Annotated in this window: 20 protein-coding genes; 8 read left to right on the forward strand and 12 right to left on the reverse strand. The window is 61.8% G+C overall.

Features of this window, described 5'->3' with window-relative positions; genetic code table 11:
• The first annotated feature begins 24 nt into the window (after positions 1-24).
• Both GNX95_RS35295 and GNX95_RS35300 read left to right on the forward strand, forming a co-directional pair.
• Positions 25-948, forward strand: a complete 924-nt coding sequence (locus GNX95_RS35295) for a radical SAM protein (RefSeq protein WP_163512151.1) — start codon at positions 25-27, stop codon at positions 946-948.
• Positions 948-1418: a hypothetical protein gene (locus GNX95_RS35300; RefSeq protein ID WP_163512152.1), complete on the forward strand. Its 471-nt coding sequence runs from the start codon at positions 948-950 to the stop codon at positions 1416-1418. The genes GNX95_RS35295 and GNX95_RS35300 overlap by 1 nt, the downstream gene beginning before the upstream one ends.
• Before the next feature lie 1642 nt (positions 1419-3060).
• On the opposite strand, the gene GNX95_RS35305 is transcribed toward GNX95_RS35300, so the two are convergent.
• From GNX95_RS35305 to GNX95_RS35320, 4 genes are all read right to left on the reverse strand, one after another.
• Positions 3061-3921, reverse strand: a complete 861-nt coding sequence (locus tag GNX95_RS35305; RefSeq protein ID WP_163512153.1) for a hypothetical protein — start codon at positions 3919-3921, stop codon at positions 3061-3063.
• The gene (locus tag GNX95_RS35310; RefSeq protein WP_163512154.1) at positions 3918-4514 is read right to left on the reverse strand and encodes a hypothetical protein; all 597 of its coding nucleotides are present in this window, start codon (positions 4512-4514) and stop codon (positions 3918-3920) included. Before GNX95_RS35310 ends, GNX95_RS35305 begins: the two co-directional genes overlap by 4 nt.
• Before the next feature lie 333 nt (positions 4515-4847).
• Positions 4848-5342 (reverse strand): DUF3846 domain-containing protein, encoded by a 495-nt coding sequence (locus tag GNX95_RS35315; RefSeq protein WP_222854197.1) that lies wholly within the window; start codon positions 5340-5342, stop codon positions 4848-4850.
• 335 nt (positions 5343-5677) lie between these two features.
• The gene (locus GNX95_RS35320; RefSeq protein ID WP_163512156.1) at positions 5678-6775 is read right to left on the reverse strand and encodes a hypothetical protein; all 1098 of its coding nucleotides are present in this window, start codon (positions 6773-6775) and stop codon (positions 5678-5680) included.
• Positions 6776-7014: 239 nt separating this feature from the next.
• Between GNX95_RS35320 and GNX95_RS35325 the strand changes: the two genes are divergently transcribed.
• A complete protein-coding gene (locus GNX95_RS35325; RefSeq protein ID WP_163512157.1) occupies positions 7015-7263 on the forward strand; it encodes a helix-turn-helix domain-containing protein in 249 nt (82 codons plus the stop codon).
• 46 nt (positions 7264-7309) lie between these two features.
• On the opposite strand, the gene GNX95_RS35330 is transcribed toward GNX95_RS35325, so the two are convergent.
• Positions 7310-7678, reverse strand: coding sequence for a hypothetical protein (locus tag GNX95_RS35330; RefSeq protein ID WP_163512158.1), 369 nt, complete (start codon positions 7676-7678; stop codon positions 7310-7312).
• Positions 7679-7957: 279 nt separating this feature from the next.
• On the opposite strand from GNX95_RS35330, the gene GNX95_RS35335 reads away from it, so the two are divergent.
• The 4 genes from GNX95_RS35335 (at position 7958) to GNX95_RS35350 (ending at position 11506) form a co-directional block, all read left to right on the forward strand.
• Positions 7958-8392, forward strand: a complete 435-nt coding sequence (locus tag GNX95_RS35335; protein ID WP_163512159.1) for a hypothetical protein — start codon at positions 7958-7960, stop codon at positions 8390-8392.
• Between the two features lie 360 nt (positions 8393-8752).
• Complete coding sequence (locus tag GNX95_RS35340) at positions 8753-10402, forward strand: DUF6119 family protein (protein ID WP_163512160.1); 1650 nt, start codon at positions 8753-8755, stop codon at positions 10400-10402.
• A gap of 276 nt (positions 10403-10678) precedes the next feature.
• On the forward strand, positions 10679-10891 hold the full coding sequence (locus tag GNX95_RS35345) for a hypothetical protein (protein ID WP_163512161.1): 213 nt from the start codon (positions 10679-10681) through the stop codon (positions 10889-10891).
• Positions 10892-11029: 138 nt separating this feature from the next.
• Positions 11030-11506 carry a pentapeptide repeat-containing protein gene (locus GNX95_RS35350; RefSeq protein WP_163512162.1) on the forward strand — a complete coding sequence of 159 codons (477 nt, stop codon included), beginning with the start codon at positions 11030-11032 and terminating at the stop codon, positions 11504-11506.
• Positions 11507-11664: 158 nt separating this feature from the next.
• Here GNX95_RS35350 and GNX95_RS35355 read toward each other — a convergent pair whose 3' ends face one another.
• From GNX95_RS35355 to GNX95_RS35365, 3 genes are read right to left on the reverse strand one after another with little or no spacing between them, the layout of a single operon-like run.
• Positions 11665-12909: a M24 family metallopeptidase gene (locus GNX95_RS35355; RefSeq protein ID WP_163512163.1), complete on the reverse strand. Its 1245-nt coding sequence runs from the start codon at positions 12907-12909 to the stop codon at positions 11665-11667.
• Complete coding sequence (locus GNX95_RS35360) at positions 12906-14027, reverse strand: arginase family protein (RefSeq protein WP_163512164.1); 1122 nt, start codon at positions 14025-14027, stop codon at positions 12906-12908. The genes GNX95_RS35355 and GNX95_RS35360 overlap by 4 nt, the downstream gene beginning before the upstream one ends.
• Complete coding sequence (locus tag GNX95_RS35365) at positions 14024-15550, reverse strand: N,N-dimethylformamidase beta subunit family domain-containing protein (protein WP_163512165.1); 1527 nt, start codon at positions 15548-15550, stop codon at positions 14024-14026. The genes GNX95_RS35360 and GNX95_RS35365 overlap by 4 nt, the downstream gene beginning before the upstream one ends.
• Positions 15551-15936: 386 nt before the next feature.
• On the opposite strand from GNX95_RS35365, the gene GNX95_RS35370 reads away from it, so the two are divergent.
• Positions 15937-16542 (forward strand): TetR/AcrR family transcriptional regulator, encoded by a 606-nt coding sequence (locus GNX95_RS35370; RefSeq protein ID WP_163512166.1) that lies wholly within the window; start codon positions 15937-15939, stop codon positions 16540-16542.
• A gap of 153 nt (positions 16543-16695) precedes the next feature.
• Here the strand turns inward: GNX95_RS35370 and GNX95_RS35375 are convergent, their stop codons facing one another.
• The 4 genes from GNX95_RS35375 to GNX95_RS35390 all read right to left on the reverse strand — a co-directional run bounded on the left by GNX95_RS35375 (position 16696) and on the right by GNX95_RS35390 (position 22136).
• Positions 16696-17160, reverse strand: a complete 465-nt coding sequence (locus tag GNX95_RS35375) for a MaoC/PaaZ C-terminal domain-containing protein (protein ID WP_163512167.1) — start codon at positions 17158-17160, stop codon at positions 16696-16698.
• Positions 17161-17164: 4 nt separating this feature from the next.
• Positions 17165-18793 carry a class I adenylate-forming enzyme family protein gene (locus GNX95_RS35380; RefSeq protein WP_163512168.1) on the reverse strand — a complete coding sequence of 543 codons (1629 nt, stop codon included), beginning with the start codon at positions 18791-18793 and terminating at the stop codon, positions 17165-17167.
• 507 nt (positions 18794-19300) lie between these two features.
• Positions 19301-20635, reverse strand: coding sequence for a flavin monoamine oxidase family protein (locus tag GNX95_RS35385; RefSeq protein WP_163512169.1), 1335 nt, complete (start codon positions 20633-20635; stop codon positions 19301-19303).
• Between the two features lie 112 nt (positions 20636-20747).
• Positions 20748-22136, reverse strand: a complete 1389-nt coding sequence (locus GNX95_RS35390; RefSeq protein WP_163512170.1) for an NAD(P)/FAD-dependent oxidoreductase — start codon at positions 22134-22136, stop codon at positions 20748-20750.
• Between the last annotated feature and the right edge of the window lie 131 nt (positions 22137-22267).

A 22267-nucleotide genomic window follows, 5' to 3' on the forward strand; every position in this document is an offset into this window, starting at 1 on the left:
GCGTCCACGACAGGAGGTCGAGCAATGCTGACTGAGACCATCGCCTTCGACGACGAACGGCAGATCTTCACCGCCGACGACACGTCCACCGAGGAATTGGTCAGCCGGATGACCATCCCGCTCAGCTTGACCTTCCAGCTCACCCGCAACTGCAACTTCCGCTGCGTCTACTGCTCCGAGCCGCCCGGCATTCGCACCCGTCCGGTCGAGGAAGTGCTAGAGATGGTCGACAAGCTGTCCGGTATGCGTCGCATCATCTTCTCCGGCGGCGAGCCGATGGCTTACAAGCACTTCTGGCGGGTGCTGGAACACGCTCAAGGCAAGTTCGAGCGGATCGTCCTGTCGACCAACGCCAGCATGATCAAGCCAGGCGACGGCGACCGGCTCAAGGAGCTGGTCCACTACGTCGACATCACCGTCGACGGTCCACGCAAACAGCATGACGCCATCCGTGGCCAGTACGACAAGGTGATCAGGGGCTTAAGGCGAGTTGCCGAGGCCGAGATCCCGCTGTCGGTCATCTGCGTGTTCATGCAAGGCAACCGCAACGTCATTCACTACATCGCCCAGACTGGCGACATCTTCGGTGCCAAGAAGGTCAAGGTGCTGACGACCATCCCGAAGGGCATGAGCAAGAACCTGTTTGAGGACTTCACCTCAAGCGAGGACATCGAGGCACTTGAGGTGCGGCTGCGTGAGGAGAAGGAGCGTAACGGCTGGACGCCGCGGATCGTGATGACTGACTGGATGAAGGTCGGCCAGGGCCATGCCATCCTGATCGAGCCGAACGGCCGCGCGGTCGCCTCGCCGGTCTGGAACGAGCCGGAGTGCATCGATCCCTTCGCCGATCTGTCGAAGTGCACGGCCGAAGAGTTGTGGCAGGCCTTCCCGTATAAGATCAACCACCTGGCCAAGTACCTCGAACGGACCATGATTGTCATCGACTGATGCCACGACCTGCTGCCAAGAAGCCTGCTGATCGGCCACAAGCAACGGAGCTGCGCGAGATCAGCGAGTTCGCGCAGCAGCAAGCTGTCTTGCTCAAGTCGCTGTTTGGTTTCACGACGGACACCGAGTTTGCCCAGCTCAGCCTGCTGAAGCTTCAGGAGGAAGCTGGCGAAGTGGCGGAAGCCTACCTCGCATACCGGAAGCTCCAGCGGGCCGACAAGCTCAAATACACGGACGCCGAACTCAAGGCCAACCTCGGCAAGGAGCTGGCCGATGTCACAGTGGTCATCGCGCTGCTGGCTCACGCTGTCGGACTGGAGTTTCATGACATCCTGTCCAGCCGCCTCGACGATCTCTACGCACGTCGTCCTGGCATGAAGAAGACGATCAGTGACCGGCTGATGGCCTCATGGGAGAAGTCATCCCCGGTGGGCGATCAGTTGGAGCTCCCCCTGCCGGAGCCGTATTGAACCGAGGTTCCCGGACCCGCCAACAGAAGTGTGTTCTGCGTCGTCACTCGCTCCCTTGCTTGGACTGAGCAGGATGGTTCCACAGACCAGGATGCCTGCTGCTGCCCGAACAGGCAGACGCGCAGCAAGGACTTGGCGCACAGGCTCTGAGTCGGGATCCTGAGGTGACTAAATTGCGGGAGGTGGGATGTTGCCGTTGCCCGACGCCGTCGCTCGAACCCCGGATGTCGCAGCTCAGAGACGAGACGTGCCCGCAGCTGCAAGCCCGGGTATCTCGCACAATCGCCATGACTTCTTCGTCCTGCAGCGTCTGGCCGGAAACAGGGCAGTGTGTCAACTGGCGGCCACATCCATTGCGGTTCAGCGACAGCGTCGCCGCGCTGGAGCGGCCGCAGCCGTGCCGACTCCTCAGCGTTACCGGCCAACAACGGGTATCGGACAGTTCGACGTGGTGCTGCAGGACACTCCGCCAGGCAGGCCCGACATCCTTCGGGCTGAACTAAGACTCTTCTTCGACTTCGTTAATTCCAGGTTCTGGACCAATACACAACGACAAGCGTATATCAGCAATTACAGGCATCTTGCTCACAGCCAATGGTCGGATCGATTTGTTCTTAGGCAGATCGGTGGCCGTCGAAGGCATCGAGATCCGGTTCACGTTCAACTGTACGTCGTACCTGTCCTGGCAAACGAGCCTCGCCACTTTGACCTACTTATCCAGCGCCCAACTGGCAGCGATGACGATCGGGACAATGTCTACCCGCCGAGTCCGCTGACATCAACCGCAACCCCTGCAACCGTATTTGAGCGCGATTCTGGACCGCTACAAGCCGTTCCTGACGCAAGGCATCCTCGCGCTGGCTCCACATCAACGAGGGTCATCGGCGGACCCGTCCGAATTATGTTCTCGACCGGATCCGATCAGCTGCTACCGGTCGATGAAGGTTCACTGCGGACGGCAGCCGCCTCCATACAGGCTGGTCAGGCGGCTAGGATTCGCGCATTCACGGCACCGCCTCAGAACGAGACACTGGCAGCCGGCGGTTCACCTCCCGATCCGGAGGCGTTGTCGCTCAGACGCGCCGAAAGCGTACGTGACAGCATGGCCGCGGCAAATCCAGCTGCGCAACTTGAAGTCATTCCAATGGGTGTCGACAGTGCGGCGATATACCCACCCAGCGCGATGAGAGCCGAGGTCTCGATCGTTTCGCTTGAAGGCAGGAGAATCCTCGTACACGAGGTTGGCCACATGATTGGCCTTGGCGACGAGTACGAGGAGCCAGATCCTGCTAAGCGTGGACTCCAGTTCCACCATCGCGCCGGCGACTTGGTCGAGCACTCAGACTTGGCGACGCGCATCCGCCATTTACCGCCAGCAGATCCTGCACGAGGAGCTCAGCGAGGCCCAAGACCAAGGACACCCACAGTTGGCACTTTGATCGGTCCAGTGCACGCCGCCACCGACAACGCCAGCATTATGGAGGCTGGAGACGAGGTACGAGCTCGGCACTACGTCATCTTCGTTGAAGCTGTGGCCACATTGACGCACAGCACGCCGGCCGACTGGCAGATTGAGGGTTAGCGGATCGCTTTATCGAAGATGCAATGCTCACGTGCATCGATTCGAGCTTTGGTCGGCCGCCTACTTGTCTGGACGTTTGGGCGTCGCTCGTCCGACGTATCCCGTTGGCGTTCCAAGGCTCGGGCTGTTGTTTGTCGTACCGGTGTTTGTCTTACCTGCCTGTCCAGATGCTTGTTGTCGGGCCGCCTTAGCGCGGGCGAGAGCGTTATGAGCTTGCTGTGCCTGCTGCGGCGTCAGGTAGTTCGGACCTGCGGCAGCAGTCTGCTGAGGCGTACTTGCGACTGTCCCGGCAGGCACTTGTGATGGAGCCGAAGACATCGGCCAGCCGGTCGGATGCATCCGTGTCTGCTTGAGCTCAGCAACCTCACCGGCCAGATGGTCGATGAGCTGCATCGCTCCGGCGAGTTGTTGCTCCAAGTTGTGGATCTTGACGTGTGGATCAGTGTCCACGTCTACGCCCTGGGCACGCGGCTCGGCCAGTTTGTCTTGTTCGGCGCGCGCCTCCTCCTTTGCCTTGTACGCGTCGCCGACGTAGCTGACGCCTGTGCTAGCTGCAGCCGGCAGTAGCGTCGGCGACGCCGCCTTGACGGCACCCACGAGATCGGCACCACCCGGCCAGGACGAGATCTGCCCCGCCACAGCATGGAAGACTTCGCGCAGATGGTGGCCGTGGCCAGTCGGAATGGCGCCAACGTACTTGTAGAGAGCCGCTTGTGCGATAGCAACGCCGGCGCTGACTGACATCCGCAGCAAGAAGTCCAGGCGCATCTTGCCGCGGTTGAGCGCCATCTTGGTGTAGAAGCTTGCCAGGACCTTGGGATCGGTGATTCCAGTCGCCAGCGTCTGATGCCAACGCGGAACTCGATGTTGGTCTGAATGGGCGCCCCGTGGCCGTTTTAGAAAACCGCCCGCCGTACTCATGACACTGGCTGTAAGTGCGCTAACTGCATCGCCACCAGCATCGGCACTGCCTGGACGAACAGCTGGCCGGTCTGCTCGGTGTTCAACGGACCGTTGCGGTCGTTGAAGTGCTGGACGTAGTCCCAGATGCAGCGATCCGGCCAGCTCAAGCCCCAGATGGCATAGATGTCGTAATGGACCTCGACCTGCACATCGCCGCCGCGGCCAATCCGGAAGAGGTCCGGCCGGTCGGCTCGACTTCCCATGCCGCTGCCGAGCGGAAATAGCCGATGTGTCTGCAGGAACTCGATCGCTGATGCCGTCTCCGGCTCGAACTCGGTCAGCAGCCCGGTCTCGATCAAACGATCGATGTCGTCGACAATCTGTTCGACGGGATCGACGCCGGCCGCTGCCAGCTTAACCAAGCGCTCGCGGGTGAAAGTAAGGTCCTGGTGAGCCGGTACGTCGGCGAAGGCCAGCACCCAGGTGCGGTAGGCCGGCGGCGGCAGCTCAACGGTGTCGTTGCCGAGTACGATTTCGTAGTGCTCGACCTCGGTGGCATCGGCCGCGTGCCAGATGCCAAGATCGAAGCCGACTGGCAGAATAATGGCCACCGGAACTCCCCGTGATGGCGTACAGGTTCATCGAAGCTAACAAATGCACTGTAGGCAGGCGAGACGTCACACGGAATTGACCGCTATCCGAACGAAATACTCCTGAATGAGCATTTGCACGTGCAGCTGCACGTGAATTTCCTTATACTCGACTAGCGAGACGATACCTCTTCGATTGAGCAAGTTGCGAATCGCTTGTAGTCGTAAGATGTTCACTCGCGCGTCGACTCATTGGCTAACGAGGCCAACGTGAATTGTCAGCAAAGTTGGTTGCGAAAGTCTAGCGGTCAGCGCAGAGAAAAGCCCCGGTCAGATCCTGACCGGGGCGGTGCGTTAGGGCCGGATCACCCGCACCTCGCGGATCATTGGCCATCGTATGGTGGCGCCAAGCGCGTACCGATACGCCTGGAACCAGTCCGAGAACGTTCCGTTGCTGCGCTGCCAGCCACTCTCACTGTCGAACTGGGCTTCAATCACCAAAATGGCAGCCTCGACCAGATCGACATAGTGTTCCGGCGCCGACAGATCATCACCGTGCGGATCAGGCGGACCAACCAACAGAGCGTCGCCGCAAAGCACGTCCTGATTTCGGAGTCGACGGTTGTGTAGCCACATCAACGCTGTCGCGCGTTCGTTTACTGGCATCTCAAGCAGCTTGCCTTCTTCGTTGGCATACAAGGTCGCCGACGGTTGCTCTAGCTGAACAGCCTCCAGATGACCGCCGACCGCTGCCTGATAGGCATCGATATCTTGATTATCGACCTGACGCTTCTCGATCTGCCGGGTCACGTCTGCGGGAACGTGCAGTGCCGTGATCAAGTTGCTCACGCACCTAACCAGACCGTGAAATGCAGTGCCTGCTGGCCGGCCCGTCACCACCAGGCGGACATGCGCACTCGCAGATTTGCTGCGCATGTCCGCCTGGTGGTGAGATCGGGTAACGTCACTGAGCACTCGACGGTGCTCAAGGACAGGTTAGAGGCGGACTCATAGTGGCAACTGACAGTTGCCACTATGACCACTGTTCTGCACGCGCATCTCCATCATCGCCTTCATCGAGATACGTCTTGAATCCCGCGAACGTCATTTGGTTATGACTACCAGAAGGCGAGAGTTAGCCTCGATCGCTCACGAAACCATTATATAGCGCTCTAGCTATGCAATCAACCTCGCTGAGATAGCTCGTCGTTCAGCACCCAAACGAATGCCACGCCAGAGCGGGGAAAGATCCAACCATCGTAAGATACGCCGACAGTCCTAGCGGCCACAGTTGCCGGCGACCGGTCAATCCTGGCGCGCTCGACACCAGCGATGAAATCTAAGGTGTTGACTCGTTGAATACCTGCATCACCGTATGCCAGCTGCATCCGCCAGCCCTTGGTCGGCCGTGGCAATTCTAGATAGAGCAGATGACCGTGGCGCCGCACCAAAGCCCGGTATGTGAATGAAATCGTGATTTGCCTACCGTCGGCTATACCTAAATCGACAATATAGTGTTGGGAACCGGTGCGCTTGGCGCGCCGCAGCTTCCGCGGCTTACCGTCGACGGCAACGTCAAGCAGCTCGTAGGCCTCGGTCGTGCTGGCATCAATGCCCGAGGCCGGATCGAGGTACCAGACCGAGCTAGTTGCCGGATCGCGCAATAACTCGTTGTACTCCTCTAGGCCCGAGACGCAGGCAAAGCGCATCGTCGGGCTAGCTGGCGTGACCTTGTACTGGCAGCGGAAGGTGACCTCGAACATCGCGCCTTTGCCGCTACGTGGTCCGCCGTTCCACGGATTAAGCGTGACGGAAGTGTCAACGTCGTACCAGCGTTCCGGCGCACGGATGATCTGGTCCCGGAGATCGGCATATACCTCACCGGCGAGTACGGGGTCGCCGAGTCGTAGACCGAGCGCGTTAGTAGTCACCTGATCGAGGAGTTCGTCGGAAGCGACCCGCCGTAGCGTATCCGGACTGGCCGCCAGGCTCTCGACCACAGCGTCACGGATAGCTGGCGCCTCAGAGTGGACGACCTCCCGCAACTGCTCCCGTGTCCGCGCACCTTCATCTTGCCGATTGACGTACTCGAAGAAGATGGCCAGCAGACCTGTAGCGAACAAGGTCGAGCCGAGCTCAGTCAGTGGCAAGAAGGCCAACCAGGTCTGACCGGTCAGGCTGAGCCAGCGCACCAGCAGAAGCGTGATTATCCCGACGGCCGTCGAAGCAACAGCCAGCAGCTGCAATTTCGTTTTGTAGAGCCGATCAAGCGGGTTAGCCATTCACTAACCAATATAGCAAGATTCGCATTATTCTTGAACCTGCACGTGCAGCCTCCGGACACTACCGATGTCCGGAGGCTGTACGGCCTGAGATCAGGCGAGGCTCGGCTTAACCGCCACCGCCGCTCGTCTTCGACATCTGGTCACCCCCTGCCACCGGTCTCGATCGGGCACCCATTACCCGAACCAGAGAATATCCGATTTTGGGATATTGACAAGATGGACGGTCGTCTTGACTGGTGGACAAGTCGATCTACACCGCCGAGTACCAGCGGCTGTGCCAGGTTCTGCGGGATCTGCGGCGCGAGGCTGGGCTGACCCAGGTAGAGGTCGCCGAGCGCCTGGAGGAGCCGCAGTCGTTTGTGAGCAAGTATGAGTCCGGCGAGCGGCGATTGGATGTTGTGGAGTTACGACACGTCTCCGTTGCCCTCGGTGTATCTCTTGGCACCGTCCTCGACCGCCTCGCGCCTGAGTGGCTGAACGGCTAGTAAGTCACGCTAAGGAGGGATCCCGCGACAGTCCGCTCAACTGGCGCTATTCGGCCTTCGCCCAGTCCCACTTGCCCTTGATCTTCGTGATCACGTCGGCCAATTCGCGGTCTGTCCCGATGTCGGGCCGCGTGATGATGCTTATCAAGTTGCTCAACACTGTCCCGGCGCGGTAGATCCGAACGGTGTCGCCAGTAGTAGTTGCGGTCAGCGTTGGGTAGACCCTCAACCCCTCGTCGGCCAAGACAGTTTCCAGCTTCGTGGCGATCACTTTCTTGATTCGCGTGGTCGACTCGCCAGAAATGGCTCGCAGCCGGTCGGTGATCTCCACCCTTGGCAACGTGTAAAAGGCCTTATTGTCGAGCTCAGACTTCAGCTCACGGACCAACTTTAGCAGGTCGGTGTACGTCGGCATCGTCACACTTCCTCACGGGAGACGGCTGTTCCTGCGAAGTTACTCGCCAACGTTAAGAAATAAGATCGCCCGACTGCCTGCCTGAGTAGGGCCGTTGGTCCCTCCGCTAGCGATCCGCTGGTCGTCGGCAGCTCACCGAATGGCTCGCATGTAGCTGAATCTTCAGCCAAGACAGCCCTAATGCGACTTTCTCGGCGGACACTCATTTCACCAAGCAGTCAAAGCATTGTCTGCGGCGGCAGGAACACCGCGATATGCGGACGAGTGGGAGGGTATCCCGTGAGCAGTGGACTCGATCAGGCGATCAACGCACTCAACCTGGTGACGCGCAACATCGACGTCGACCGGTCTGGTTTTGACGAGGCACTTCAGGCCGAAGGCATCGATCCGGATACGGTCGTCGCCACGACAGTCTGTTCGTTTGGCCGTGTCAATATCGAGGCCAACGTCGACGCAGACACCTTGACCATCATCCATTATGGCGGCCGGTTCTCATCCCTTGGTCGGCGGAAGACATTTGGTGGCGGTATCAAGTACAACGCGCCGCAATTCAAGCAGTGCCGCGCATACGGCCCAGCAGAACACACAGATCACGAGGATTTGGCAAGTACTGCGCCGAGTTCGCCGGCGCCGATGACATCTTGCTCGGCAGACTCCAATGGCGCTGGCAAGCGAAACGGTTTCACGACAACCGAAACGAGATCGTGGCGGTAGCAGAGGAACGTGATCGCGTTCTGTCCATCCTCAGCAGCTGCGGCTACAGCCCGTATCCAGCATTGGGTGGAACTGCAGCCTGTTCTCAATGCAACGGCACCGGCGCCATTTGCATGAGTTCGACACATCTTTCGAATAAAGGCGGTCAGACTGTTAACCATTGCCACAAGCTGCGTGACCAGTCGCGCGAGGGCCAACACCGACTTGCGGCACAACTTTAAGACTGGTCAGCCGCCTAGTCAAAAAGCGGTGATGATCCTGGAGAGTTCCCGAACCTGCCGACGCCACTCGATCTTGACATGTACTCTTAGGCATCGACCAATCGCTTAGTGTCGCTACCTTCTGACCCAGGCGGTACCTATGCGCATCACTCTGTACCTATTACGTGAAGAAGCCGAGTTCGATCGCTCAACATTGCGCAACAGTTCGTCCTACACACCTTGGGCCGTCCGCGCGCCCGACGAAGATGACCTGGACTGGCAGTTGTTCGTGCGCCAAGCGCCGTCGAGCCCGCCCAAGTGGATGCCGGCGCTTGCGCCGATCATCGCCGACAGCGACGCGACAGAGCGGCAGCTGCTGACACGATCTGCCGGCGCGGTATTGCTGGCTCGTACCAGCGGACGCGTCTTCGTGCTGACGTTCGGTACGGGTTATCACGCTGTCGATGAGTCGCAGATGGAGCCGGACTTCGGCCTGATCGTGGCCGCCAACAGCGTCGATCCCCGCAAGCTCAAAGTGGCCGAAGCCCGCGGCATGGACAAGGGCATGCGGAACGCCGTCAGTTCGCTGCCGGTCCCCAACGAGATCTTCGCTCTCGGTCTGTCGACCAACGAAGAGTGGATCAAGCGATTAGGCGGCAAGGTCAGTGACGAGACCTTCGCTGCAAGCATCTCCGGCGCTGACTCGCTACGGCTGAGCATCGAGGACTTCAGCCTCGATCAACTCGGCGCCAAGCTCAAGCAGGTCCTGACTGTCTTTCAGCGCGACAGCTACAAGCAGGTGTTTCCCTTCCTCAACTACTTCCGCCGACTGCCAGCGAAGGACCCACTTATCGCCGAACTCGACGCTCAGCTGCTGAGTGATATGACCAGTCGGTCCGAGCAGGTCGGCTTCGCGGCACCCGACGAGTTCGAGTTCGCTACACCCGATTTCTACATGCTGCGCCGCCGCGGCCGCCGCAAGGAAGTCGAAGTCGGCGAGCTGAGTTCCGAGGCCGTCTACGATGCGCTCGATCAACTCGGGGCCTGGGACGACCCCCTACGCGGCGTGGACGTTGCCGCGTTCGGTGGCGCCGACCATATCGACGACGAGCGGATGCCGCTGGACCGTTACACCGTGGTCAATGTCCGCCGCCAGGTTGACGGGGTCGAGGATCGCTTCGCCCGGACGGCCGGTGCATGGTTCCGCATCGACCGCGACTACGTCGAAACACTGGAGCGGTTCATGGCCGGCGTTCAGGACATCACGCCGGACTTCCCGCTGCCGGTATGGGATGAGGACTGGCTCGTCGCCAACAACATCGAGGGCAAGTACGGCGAGGAGCGCTACAACAACCACGTCGGCAAGGAGTGCGGCTACGCCGTGCTGGACCGGAAGTTCTATCGTGGCCGGGCCGGTCAGAAGATCGAGGTCTGCGATCTTCTGACGCCTGCCAGGCAGCTGGTCTGCGTCAAGCGCCTGGACGGCGCCGACCGACTGAGTCACCTCTTCCAACAGGGATCCGTATCCTCGCGACTGATGCAGGACGTTGCCTACCAAACGAAGGTCCTCGACGCTCTCGATAGCGTCGGCGGCGGCCATGACTTCGGCGATCGATCCGGCTGGACGTTCGTTTTCGCCATCGCCACCAGTCGCACAGGTGCACTTCACGATATCCTGACGTTCTTCGGGCGCGTCGCCCTCATGACGCACGCTGAGGCGATCGCTGAGTTGGGATACAAGGTGGCGATCGCCAAGGTCGACTACGTCGCCGCGACGAAGCCACCACCGAGTGATCAAACAGACGACTGATCGTTCGCCAAAGCGATGGGCACCTGCCGCCGGCACGACAAGCAGCCGAACTACGCCTCTGAATCACAGAAGCTTGTCATTCCGCCCGACCAGTCGAGCCTAGGCAGGCAGCCTGTGCTTCTGCGATATCTCGTACCGCGCTGACTATCTGTAGCTTCGCGCGCATTAACCCGCATCTTCATACTCCCCTGCGGCTCCTGGCCAGTCGCGTGCGACAGGCCTGCGACAGGTGCGCTCTAGCATTTGCATGTCTTCGATTGGCGAGAGGAGGTAACAATGATGGGCAAGGCTTACGACCCGAATACCGGCGAGCCGATTGGCGAGCAGTGGGAATCCGGCGGCACAACCTACACCGCTAAGTCAACGGATGATCCAAAGGCGCCGGGCGGCTACTTCCTGTCTCAGCAGGACGAGCGCGGCAAGGAAACGGCCGTCTACAACGCTGACGGCACGCTCGCGGACGTTGACGCCAACAAGAACTGGCAGTAGCCAGGACTAGTGCAGACCTGGGCATGTCTGCGCGGACCAGTCGAATTGACAAGCGTCGAACAAAAACTACCCATCTTTGCCGTCTGGAGTATAATAGTACTTAGAACTATGAATAGGTACCGTTACCCACCAGCTTTCATGAACCAGTTAGTCACGGCGCTACGCTACGGTGACCGTGATTCCTTTGTTCAGCTGAAGTACCAACGCCTCCAAGAGGGCGACGTTCTCCGCTTCGACAACCTGGACTTGCGCGGCGTCGATCTGAGCACGGTACCGCTCAGTTTTACGTATTTCGTTGCCTGCAATCTAAGTAGTGCTAGCTTTCGCAGTAATTACTTACTACCCACAGCCTTCCAGCACTGTGATATGCAGCGTGTCGACCTGCGCGGTACAGGCGGAGTCGTCGATATGTACGCATGCGATCTACGCGATGCCGTATGGGATGAGCAGACGAGCCTTGGACCGATGAAGCTCGACTCCGAGCCGTCTAGACTTGAGGCAGTGCAGATGGACCAAAGGCTCCATCACTTCCTAGCCAATCAGGGCGTCCGGTTCAAGCTACGTAAGCCACTCGATGCCATATACGACATGGCGCAGAACTGCGCGTATCAATAGTACGCCGCCGGAACAAGCGCGGTACGGACCCATGCGGGAGATGCCACCTCCCGCTGCAACCAGTTTCCATCACCGAAACGGGGAATCTGACCGGCGCTCAATTGTCCTTTGACTCCTCACCAGGTGCAGCGAGGTCGAGCCGCGCAACAAGCCAGATCTCAGCCGCCGATGACGAAGAAGTCATTCGGCGTCGACTGTAGGAACTCTGCGCCGCTTGGGGTAACAAGCAGTGTGTTGATGCCCATGGTGAGTCCGGCGTGTTTGGGGAGGTAGAAGTTCGCCTCGAAGTTGAGGACTTCGTTTTCGATGAAGGCCGCCTCTGGGTCGGTGTCCTCGTCGTAAACGAACTCGCCGACCCAGTCCGGGGGGAAGGCGATGCCGAGCTCGTAGCCGCCGACCCACCAGCGGTCGTCCCAGACGCCAACCTCCTGGTAGTAGGCCTGTAGCGGCTGCATGACCTGGTGAACCGTCGCCCCTGACTTGAGGTGACCGCGGACGATGTCGAGCGCAGCGAGCGTGGGCTTGATGTAGTCGCTTATCACTGGGTCGGGCTCTCCGAGGGAGAAGGTCCGTGCCATGTTGGCGTGGTAGCGGAAATACACCCCGCTGACGTCGATGTTGACGATGTCGCCGGGCATGATCTTGCGCCGGGAGGCGAGCGCGTGGACGCATGCGCTTTTTGCTCCCGAGCAGACGGGCATCGTGATGCCCGGGTTCTCCCCGCCGGCCTTGGCCATGGCGTAGACGATCTCGGCGTAGACGTCGAGCTCGGTGATGCCGGGTTGGAGTGCCGACCTGGCCGCGGCCATGCCGATGTCGGCGATGCGTTGAGCGGTGCGGATGTGCGAGATCTCCTGGGGGCTTTTGTGCCGACGAGCCCGTCGGACGATCTGGGTTGCGTCGCTGATGACGCCGCCGGCGGCCTCGATGGCTGCCTGGAATGCCTCGCTGTCCAGGCGGTTGGGTCGGTAGCTGCCCATCTCCAGGCCAACGCGTGTGCCGCTGCGGACCCATCCCGCGTGCCGCAGTCCTGAGATGATGCCGTCGAGCAGGTCCCTGTCGCCGGCGAGGTGGATATGGGTCGATGCGGACGTGATCCGCGCCAGCAGCAGCTCGTCTTCGGTCTCGAAGTGCAGCCAGTGGTCGTGGTCGACGTGCACGGCGACACCGGATAGCGCCGGCCAGGCTGACGGCGACTGCCCGTGGTACCACTCAGCCTGGTAGCCGGTCAGCCAGCAGATCGCCTCGGGCGATGACAGGTAGATGAGGTCAAGGTCGATCTCGGCCATTGCCTGTCGCAGTCGCTGGTGGCGGTTTTGGTATTCCCCGATGGAGAAGGCGGGCTCCTGTTCGGGGTAGGCAGCGGCGAGGAACTGTTCCTTGTTAGACGTGGTGGCGGTCATGAGGGGAACTCCCAGAAGCGCGAGAGGTAGGTCTGGGTCAAGGTGATGCCGGCGTCTCCGTGGTGCGGGTTGTCGGGGAGGTAGCCGATCGGGTCACCGAGTTCGGCGGGCCGTCCGAGGAATCCCTCGCAGGTTGCGTGCAAGCAGTAGGCGGCGTACGAGAGGTGATAGCCGCCCTCCTGGACCGCGACGAATCGACCGCCGGTGACGGCGGCGGCGAGTTCTCGGGTGAGCATGCCGAGCCGATGGAAACCGCGCATCGTCAGGCACTGACGACCGTTGGGGTCGTAGGCACTGGCGTCCTGACCAGAGGAGATGATGAGCAGCTGTGGGTCGTACTGTTCGATGATCGGTCTGACGACCAACTTCCAGCCGGCGGCGTAACCAGCGTCTCCTGTGCCGAGAGGTAGTTCGATGTTGACGTTGTAGCCCATTCCGTCGCCCACGCCGATCTCGGCGGCGGAGCCGGTTTGGGGGTGGGTCGGGCTCCAGGTTCCGTGGCGCATGTGGAGGGAGACGTAGAGGACGTCGTCTCGGTGGTAGAAGAACTCCTGTGTTCCGTTGCCGTGGTGCACGTCCCAGTCGATGATCGCGACACGTTCCAGGCCGCTTTTGAGGGCTTTTTCCGCCATGAGGGCAGCGTGGTTGAACGCCCCGTATCCCTCAGCTTGTGTGGGCTGAGCGTGATGTCCGGGAGGCCGGACTAATGCGTAGGCGTGGTTGGTCTGGTGTGTGAGAACCGCGTCGACCGCTTCGAGTGATGTCCCTGCCGCCGCCAGGATCGACTCCCAGGCGTTTGACGATAGGACGGTGGTGTCTTCGATGTATCCCCCGCCGTTTTGGATGAACTGCCGAACGGATGCGATGTGGGTCTCGGGGTGCGCGGTCGCCAACTCCTCCACGGTCGCTAGCCGCCCGTCGCGCCAGGTGATGTGCTCTGCGATCGGTCCACGCTGGAGCACCGATCGCATGTTGATGATGCGATCTGCGTTCTCGACGTGGTTCTCGGCTACCTCGATCAGCGGTGAAGCGGCAACCTCCCCGAATGCCATTCCAGTGTCGTTGAGCAGGACACGGTCATCCCAGAACAGCCAGAGATCGTCGCTGGTGTCGGTCATGTCGCAGTTCCAGCCGAACCGCGGCCGGATTTTCCGATCATCCGGTTGAGGACGTTCTGGGTGATCTGCTGAACTCGCCGGTCTGGTAGTGCGGAGGGCAGTCCTTGCCACGTGGGGCGCTGGAATCCTGGTGGGTGTGACAGACCGGTTCCCCACCAGCAGGTGGCGGCGTTGAACACGATGTTGTTCGCGTCGCCGTAGTAGACGGTCGCCGCGTACGCACCGTCCCCGAGCAGCGGCTCCCAGGTGGGACCCGAGGAGATGACTTCCAGTCCTGGGATGTCGGTCGGCCCACCGTGCCACTCATGGCCGACCAGATTGGGGATGGACTCGCCCGCGTTCATGCCGGTCCCGTTGAAGACCCAGTGGTCGGGTGCGTCGCAGACCCAGTCGCCGACCCCTTCGATGGGCCAGTGGTTCCGCGCACCCATCAACAGCCCGTCGTTGGGGGCCTTCAGAGGGAACGGGTAGCTGGCGCTGTAGGCGAGTTCTGCCTCAGAGGGCACATAGCCAGACTCAGGGGATCGGTCTGGGCCGAAGGCGTCAACCCGAGAAAACACCCGCTCTGGCGTCCCCGTGGACGAGGGACGCATTCCTACCTCGAAGCAGTAGCTGTTCCCGGCGAAGAACCCGAGGCTGAGGCCTGAGTCTCGGGCGGCCGTCAGGTTGTCGTACATGCTGCGGGTCACGTACTCGTCGTGCCCGATCACCAGCGCGGCTCGTGCCCGGTCGAAACGTGCGGTCCCGCGGTGGGTGTCAATGTCAGCGCAGTAGGTGACGTCGTACCCCATCTGCTCAAGCCAGTAGATGAACGGGTACTCGAACACGAAGTACTCGCCCGTGCCCGGCAGCGGGGAAACGAAGTAGGTCGTCGACATGTAGGGGCGGTCGTGGCTGACAAAGACGTCGGTTCCGTAGTAGCCGGTGAGGTCGTCCTCGCCGTTGGAGTACAGAGAGAACGCCGTGGGCCAGCGGTTGTACGCCTGCCAGGTGAACTCGGAGGTCTGAGCAATCAGGTCGGCCTGCCGCTGGTCACGAACCACGAAGATGACATAGCTTTCGACGCCGTTGTCAGCTCGGGTCAACTTGCCGATATATGTGCCGCTCGTCCAGTCCTTGGGAATGTCGAGCGCGTAAGAGGGCTCCCAGTCACATTCGATCAGCCGGCCAGGCTTTGGGGACGGATCGGGCTGCTGCGCGCCGGCAATCGGACCGACCGAGGCCATGTGCCGGGCGCCGAGGCCCTGGTAGTAGCCCATCCGATAGAAGTCGATGGTGAAGTCGGTGGCCGGCGCGGTGCTGACGTGGATGGTGAGCGTGTCGCCGGGCAGGACGCTCGTCGCTGCGCACCAGCCTTCGATCTCGGCGTTCCGCCCGGAGTCCTGCCAGATCAGCCTGTCGGCGCCAGGCTTCTGTCCTGCGCTCACGCCGGGCCGGTAACTGAGCCGTCGCGGCAGCCAGTCGACCGTGCCGGGCTTGGCGTTTTCGACCGCGATCACATGTGGGCGGGTCGTGCTACTCAAGAGGACTCTCCTCAGGCTATGGAGCGTATGTGCCTCGCGCTGCGCAGGTGAGCGACATCCGCAGCGACACTCGCAGACCCGGCCGGCCAAGTGAGGCGAAGCATGGAATGCACTGTTCGCCGGCGCCGATCACGTCCAGCGGTGGCGTCGCGTATAGCCAGTGCACCGTGCCGACGGCCACACGCTAACAGAAGTAGTACGAAGATTCTACAACGTCTGTATCATTTCGTTGGTGGCGATCACTCTGATGGGCCTGGAGAGCTGATGGGCCGGGAGAGCGTGATTCCTCATTGAGTGACGCCAACTTGGCCCGCTGATGTGGGCCAGCAAGCTGTTAAGCTGCAGCTCGCAACATTGTCCGCCACAACAGTCGACGACGGTCAGGGATGCCTCGCTACGTAGATCATGAAGTACGCAAGCAGGCCATCCTCGACGCCGCCTTGGAGATCATGGCGAACGAAGGTTCCGACGGGCTCTCATTCCGCCGGATCGCCGAGATGGTCGGCGGAAACTCAACGACGGTCGTCACGCACTACTATGCCACTCAGCGTGAACTTCTCGATGATCTCCACGCGCGTCTGTCCGATGCGTGGGAGAGCCAGATTGCCTCTCTTGATCTGATCTCGGATAGCCCGCAAGAGCGGCTGCGGCAGCTGATCCTCTGGTTCATTCCCGAGACCGATGCAGACATCACCATGGAACGGGCTCGCATTCAGTTGATGGCACAGACCGAAGTCGATGAGGTATTCCGGTTGGCGTATCAGCGGTGGAACGCGTCGATGCGTGAACACCTCCGTGAGCGGTTGGTTCCGCTCGCGCCGGCCGAGCAGTTGGACAGTCTGGTCGACCTACTCCGCATCTTCACCCGCGGAACGGTTCTGTCGATGCTGGAATACCCCGGAGAGTGGCCCAGCGAGCGCCGAACCGCCGTGGTGGATCGTCTGATCTGCCTCATCGACCAGACGACCACCAATCCGGCCCTGCCTCACTGATTCCGCCTCACTGATTCCGCCACATTGGGTTCCGCCTCATTGGGTTCCGCCTCATTGGTTTCCGCCTGGGTTGACGGATCTTCGCAAAGGGCGGTAGCTGAACTGTCGGCGGGGATGACAGAGCCAGCCCCGTCACACACGCCTTCACTCGCGTTAGGCCGTCAGGTCATCCGGGACTCGGGGCAGGACGAGGACCCATAGGGCGGCCGTGAATCCCGGTCGGTCGTGACCCTGGACCTCGCCGACAAACTCGGTCAGGATGAGGTAGCCGCCGTTCTTCTGTTTGATTTCCGTGACTTCGCCGCGAGCCCGCAGCTTCTGCCCAACAAATACCGGAGTCACGAACCGGACTCGATCCAGTCCGTAGTTCATCGCGAACGCGTTGGGGTCATGCAACCGCGCAGTGGTACTCACCAGGTATGGAATCAGCGCCAGCAGGTGGAATCCCTCGATCATCCCATCCGGGAAGCTGTCGACATCCCATTCGTAGTCGTCGCGCACGTAGAACGTCGCCTCGTCGAAGAGCTCGAGCCGACGCTGGTCAACGGTGATCCACGGGCTCACGAATGTGCTGCCAAGACGCTGCGGAATCTCATCGAATGTGTAGCGATCAGGCACGCATTTACCTCCAAACGCCGTCGACGCGGTCATAGCTGTCTTCGCGAAGGTCGCCTTTCTCCTCTCTCAGAACACCTTTCGCGACTTTGTCCGAAGGGGTCAGCGGCAGTTCGTCCCGATACTCGACGTAGCGCGGAACCTTGAAGGACGCAAGCCGATCAGCCGCCCAGTTGGTGATCATGTCTGGAGTGACGGAAGCCTTGTCGAAACCGTCCATGAGCACGACGTAGACCTTCACCTCTTCGTCACGCCACTCGTCTGGCACCGCCAGGACGGCACAGTCCCGAACCTCGGGCATCAGGCAGATCGCCGCCTCAACCTCGGCGCATGAAATGTTCTCGCCGCTGCGGCGAACCATGTCCTTGGCGCGGCCGAGGAAGTACAACCAGCCCCGGTCGTCGCGTCGGGCGATGTCACCGGTGCGAAACCAACCACCGTCGATGAGCAACTCGGCGTTGGCGTCCGGGCGATTGTGATAGCCGAGGAACATGCCTGGTCCTCGCACGCACAGTTCACCGGCCTCGCCATTGGGAAGCTCATTGAGCTCCTCGTCAACGATCTTGAACTCTCGCAGCGGCATCGGAATACCAATTGACCGGTCGTACATCATCTCTGGCTGGTCGCGCGGCACATAGGTGCCAAAGCCGGTCTCCGTCATGGACCACGCGTCCCGGACAGCGACGCCGAACCTCGCCTCGATCGCCTTGATCTGCTCCGGCTCGGTCGCGTAGATCGACGCCGCATCAAGGTTGTGCGCTCGATCCAGCTCGCTCTCCGGAAACTTCAACAACTGCGGCGGGAGCCAACACCAATCGATGTCGTATTCGGCCAACCAGCTCAGCAGGCGCGTCAGGCTCGGCCGGTTCGGGATCATCGTCGTTCCTCCCGACCAGATGGTCACGGTGAGAAGCAGCGGTCCCGACATGTAGAAGTACGGCGAGTCCTCCAACGCACGCGCCCGGCCACGACCGGTAGCGGCATAACTCGCGGCGGCCGTCAGCCAGTATCGCTGGGTCAGCAGGCACCCCTTCGGGAACCCGGTGGTGCCCGAGGTGTACTGGATGTGGGTGACCTCGTCCAAGGACACCTGATGATCCAGGCCGCCGATGTCGTCGCGGACGGCACCGTTGAGTTCAAGCCGAACCTCGTTCGTGTGTGGTCTGAGAATGTTGGAGTCCGGAAGCCGGTTGAAGACCTCGGCGTCCGAGACGGCGCCACGAAGGTCGTCACTGACGATGAGCCAGTCGATGGCAGCATCGTTTGCGACATAGTCGAGTTCGGTGCTGGTGTATCGAGTGTTGATCGGCACGCAGATGGCACCGACCCTTGCCAACGCGAACGTCAATACCGGGAACAACGGAATGTTGGGCAAGAGCACGCCAACTCGGTCGCCGGGCTGAACACCCGCGGCCACCAACGCGGATGTCGCCTCGTCCACGAACCGCGAGAACTCGCTGTAGGTGACCGTACGACCCTTCTCGAAATAGTCCAGCAACGGACGATCGGCGAACCGCTCGACGCGATCAGCCAGGAAGGCATCGAGAGACTCCGGGACGCTCTCCAGAACTGCCGCTGCGATCCCATCCGGTGGTCCATCCGTCGGTTCGCGGTCCGACATGTAACCGACACCCATCGAAGTCCTTTCGACGAAACTGCTCCAGCTCGAAGCACGGGCGGCGAGCCGCCGACCGGAAATAGAATGCTCGTTGTACTACGTACGTGTCAATACCGCTCCAAGGTTCCAGCCAGGCGGTCGCAGGTCATCTCACCCACGACATGGGTGTCGAGACCACTGCCGGAATGACAGCGCCGGCGCGACGTACTCGAGGACGCCAAGGCGCCCAACCGGCGACGGATCGCAGGACCGCGCGCCACTACTCGGTCCGCCTGCCGCTCTTGACGCGCTTCCTCGTCGTCGCTAGAGACGAGACGGGTCGCGATGGGTCGGCGGCAAGTCGGCGGTGGCCACTAGCCCGCGGGCAGATCACTCACTTGTTGGACGCGCTCGACCAGCTCGGCGAGATGTCTCGCCGAGCGTCGCTTCAGCGCCACGTGATCACGTCCTCGCGCGTGCCAAAGCGGTAATCGCGGCTGCCGATCGACATGCCGACTATGCTGCGACGTCGGAAAACCGCAGGTATCAGGAGAGAATGCTCAGGACCGCGTCGGCGGCGGCCCGACCTGAGCGTATGGCCCCCTCGACGTGCATGAAGCCCACGCCTGCCAGCTCGGTCGAGGCATAGCGCACCGGGCCGCTCAGTTCGGCCAGCCGCGGCCGGAGCGCGACAGTGTCGCCCATGCCAAGGGTGGCGCAATAGGCGCCTTGCGTCCATGGGTCCGCGATCCAGTCGTGCTCGCGGAAGTCGACCGCAGAGGCTGCCTCTGGGCCGAAGTACGCTTGCAGAGATTCCAGGACCTGCGCTCGGCGCTGGTCGCGTGTCAGCTGTTGGGCGGCGAGCGCTCGGGCGCCGGCGATGAAGCCGACGAGTGTTGCGTGTCCGCTGCTGTGGCAGGTGTTGTCGTACACCTCATGCACGAGCTGTCCCGGACCGAAGCCCGTTCCCGAGAGTCCGGCCTCGCGCCAGAACGGCCGGTCATAAACGGCCTGGACCTTAATCACCCAGCCCTGTGACATCCGCTGCCCCAGTTGGAGCAGCCAGCCCGGCGGGGACGGCTGCTGGCGAATGGTCGACCACAAGTTCGGTGGCACTGCCACGATGACTGCCCGCGTCCGCACGTGCGTGCTGGTGGCCCGCACATGCACCTGCCCACCTGGGAGGACGTCAATAGAGTGCACAGCTTCCCCGAGCCGGACGACATCACCAAGTCCGGTGGCCATCGCCTCGGGAACCCGATGCAGGCCGCCCTCGACCCGCATGGCGAGCACCCGGTCGGGGTCCAGGAGGTCGTGCACATCGCCGCTGCCGCTGCCGAGCAACGCGATCACTTGCAGCGTCGAGAAGGTGGATGCGGGCTTGGTCATGAATGCCTCGGCCACCTCAAGCTGCAGCGTCGCACGCGCGTCTTGGTCGGTCACGTGGCACCTGAGCCATTCGGCGAAGGAGAGGTGGTCCAGTTCTGCTGCACGGGGGTGTTCCCATGGGCGCTGCGGGTCCAGCTGCGCCACCAGGGCGCCAAGACTCGTTACCGCTTTCGAGTGCGCCGCGCCGTGGTCACCTCCGAGATATACCGGCGCTCCGTCGCGGTAGCGCTCGAAGAGGCGGAGACCAAGTTCCTTCACGAGGTCGAGAGCGGCGTGCTGGTAGGGGGCCAACCACTGCCCGCCGTACTCGACGACCATGCCGTTGACCATCCGACCGTGCAACCGGCCACCGACCCGATCTCGCGCCTCCAACACAAACACCGACCGGCCCGCCGCGCGTAGTGCGCGTGCCGCACTGAGACCGGCAGCCCCCGCTCCAATGACGACGACATCGGCGTCCAGCTCGATCCCCCGCTGGTCAGTGGTCTGCATGGCTGCGCCTCCGGAGTTGGTGAACACAATGAGTGGTGGCCGCGTGCTCTATCGGTACCGACGGCGTCTCAATCAGAAATGCTCGTCGCCGCACGCACCGGAATGTGGCTGGTCAAGAGTCGAAACCCACGCCGAATCGATCCAAGGTCCGCAGCCACAGGTTGCGGTGCCCCGCGTGCTCATCTGCGCGTGCGAGCGCGGCCCGGGTCGCTTGGATGCCGAGCCAGGCGAGCGGCTCCGGCGGGAACGGCAGTGGTCTGTGTCGAACGATCTGCAGCTGCGTTCGTTGCGTTGGCTCGCCGGAGAGCAGATCAAGCATGACGTTTGCGCCGAACCGAGTGGCGGCGACACCCAAGCCGGTGTAACCGAGCGCGTATGCGACCTTCCCATGGAGTGCGGTGCCGAAGAACGCGAAGAAACGGGTGCAGGTATCGATCGCGCCGCCCCACGCGTGGGTGAAGGACAGTCCGGCAAGCTGCGGGAACGTGGTGAAAAAGTGTTCGGCCAGCCGGGCGAAGGTCTCCGGACGCTGGTCGTACTCGGTTCGAACGTGCCGGCCGAAGTGGTAGATCGCGTCGTAGCCGCCCCACAAGATCCGGTTGTCCGCGGTGAGCCGGTAGTAGTGGAACTGATTATTGATGTCGGCGAACCCTTCGCGGCCGTCCCAGCCGATCGACGCCATCTGCCCGTCAGTGAGCGGCTCAGTGACCAGGACGTGGTCATACACCGGCACGGTGTATAGCTTCAGTCGGCGAAGCAAGGGCGCGAACGCGTTGGTGCCCAACGCCACTTGGCGTGCGCGAATCGTTGAACCAGTGTCAGTGGTCAACTCGACCGCGTTACGGCGGCCGGTCATGCCGGTGACGCGGGTGTGCTCGGCGATGGTCACGCCCAGCCCCTCCGCCGCCTGCGCGAGGCCCCAGGCCAATCGCGCGGGGTCCACCAACGCGGCATCCGGATCATGCGCACCGGCAAGATAGGTCGGCGAGTTCAGCCGGGCCCGCACCTGGTCACGATCAAGGAATCGGTCGCCGGCGACCCGTAGGAAGTCCACCTGATGCGGCTGCAGCGCAACAGAGATCGTCCCGGTCCGCGCGAAATCGCAGTCGATCCCATACCGGGTGAGCGTCGACTGAATCTCGTTGAGGTTCTCGACGCCGAGCTTGTCGAGCAGTTCGATCTCATCCGGAAAGCGGCTGGCACCATTCTCACGTCCGTGGGTCAGGCTAGAGTCCGCGAACCCGCCGTTTCGTCCGGAAGCAGCCCAACCGAGTCGTTCGGCTTCAACCAAGATCACCCGGCGGTCCGGATGGCGTTCCTTGGCCAGTAGGGCCGTCCACAGCCCGCTGAAGCCGCCACCAACGACGGCCAGATCGGTGTCCAGGTCGGTGTTCCGGTCCGCCAGCAGCGCCGGTCGCGGCGCTGGCCGGGTATCGCTATCCAGCCAGAACGGCGTGGCCGAGGCGAGCGCCAGGCTCTGGCGAATGTCGCTGCTACGCATGAGCGCGGCCTGCGGTGGTCGTGTCGAGTATGTCGGCCGCCTTCGCCGCGCCGCGCCGGCCGATGACACGTCCTGCTCGCCGTGTCACCGTTGCCTCCGCGGACGGCACATCGCCGGGCGGGGCACGGCTG

This window comes from Fodinicola acaciae (assembly GCF_010993745.1).
In the GTDB taxonomy this organism is placed as follows: domain Bacteria; phylum Actinomycetota; class Actinomycetes; order Mycobacteriales; family HKI-0501; genus Fodinicola; species Fodinicola acaciae.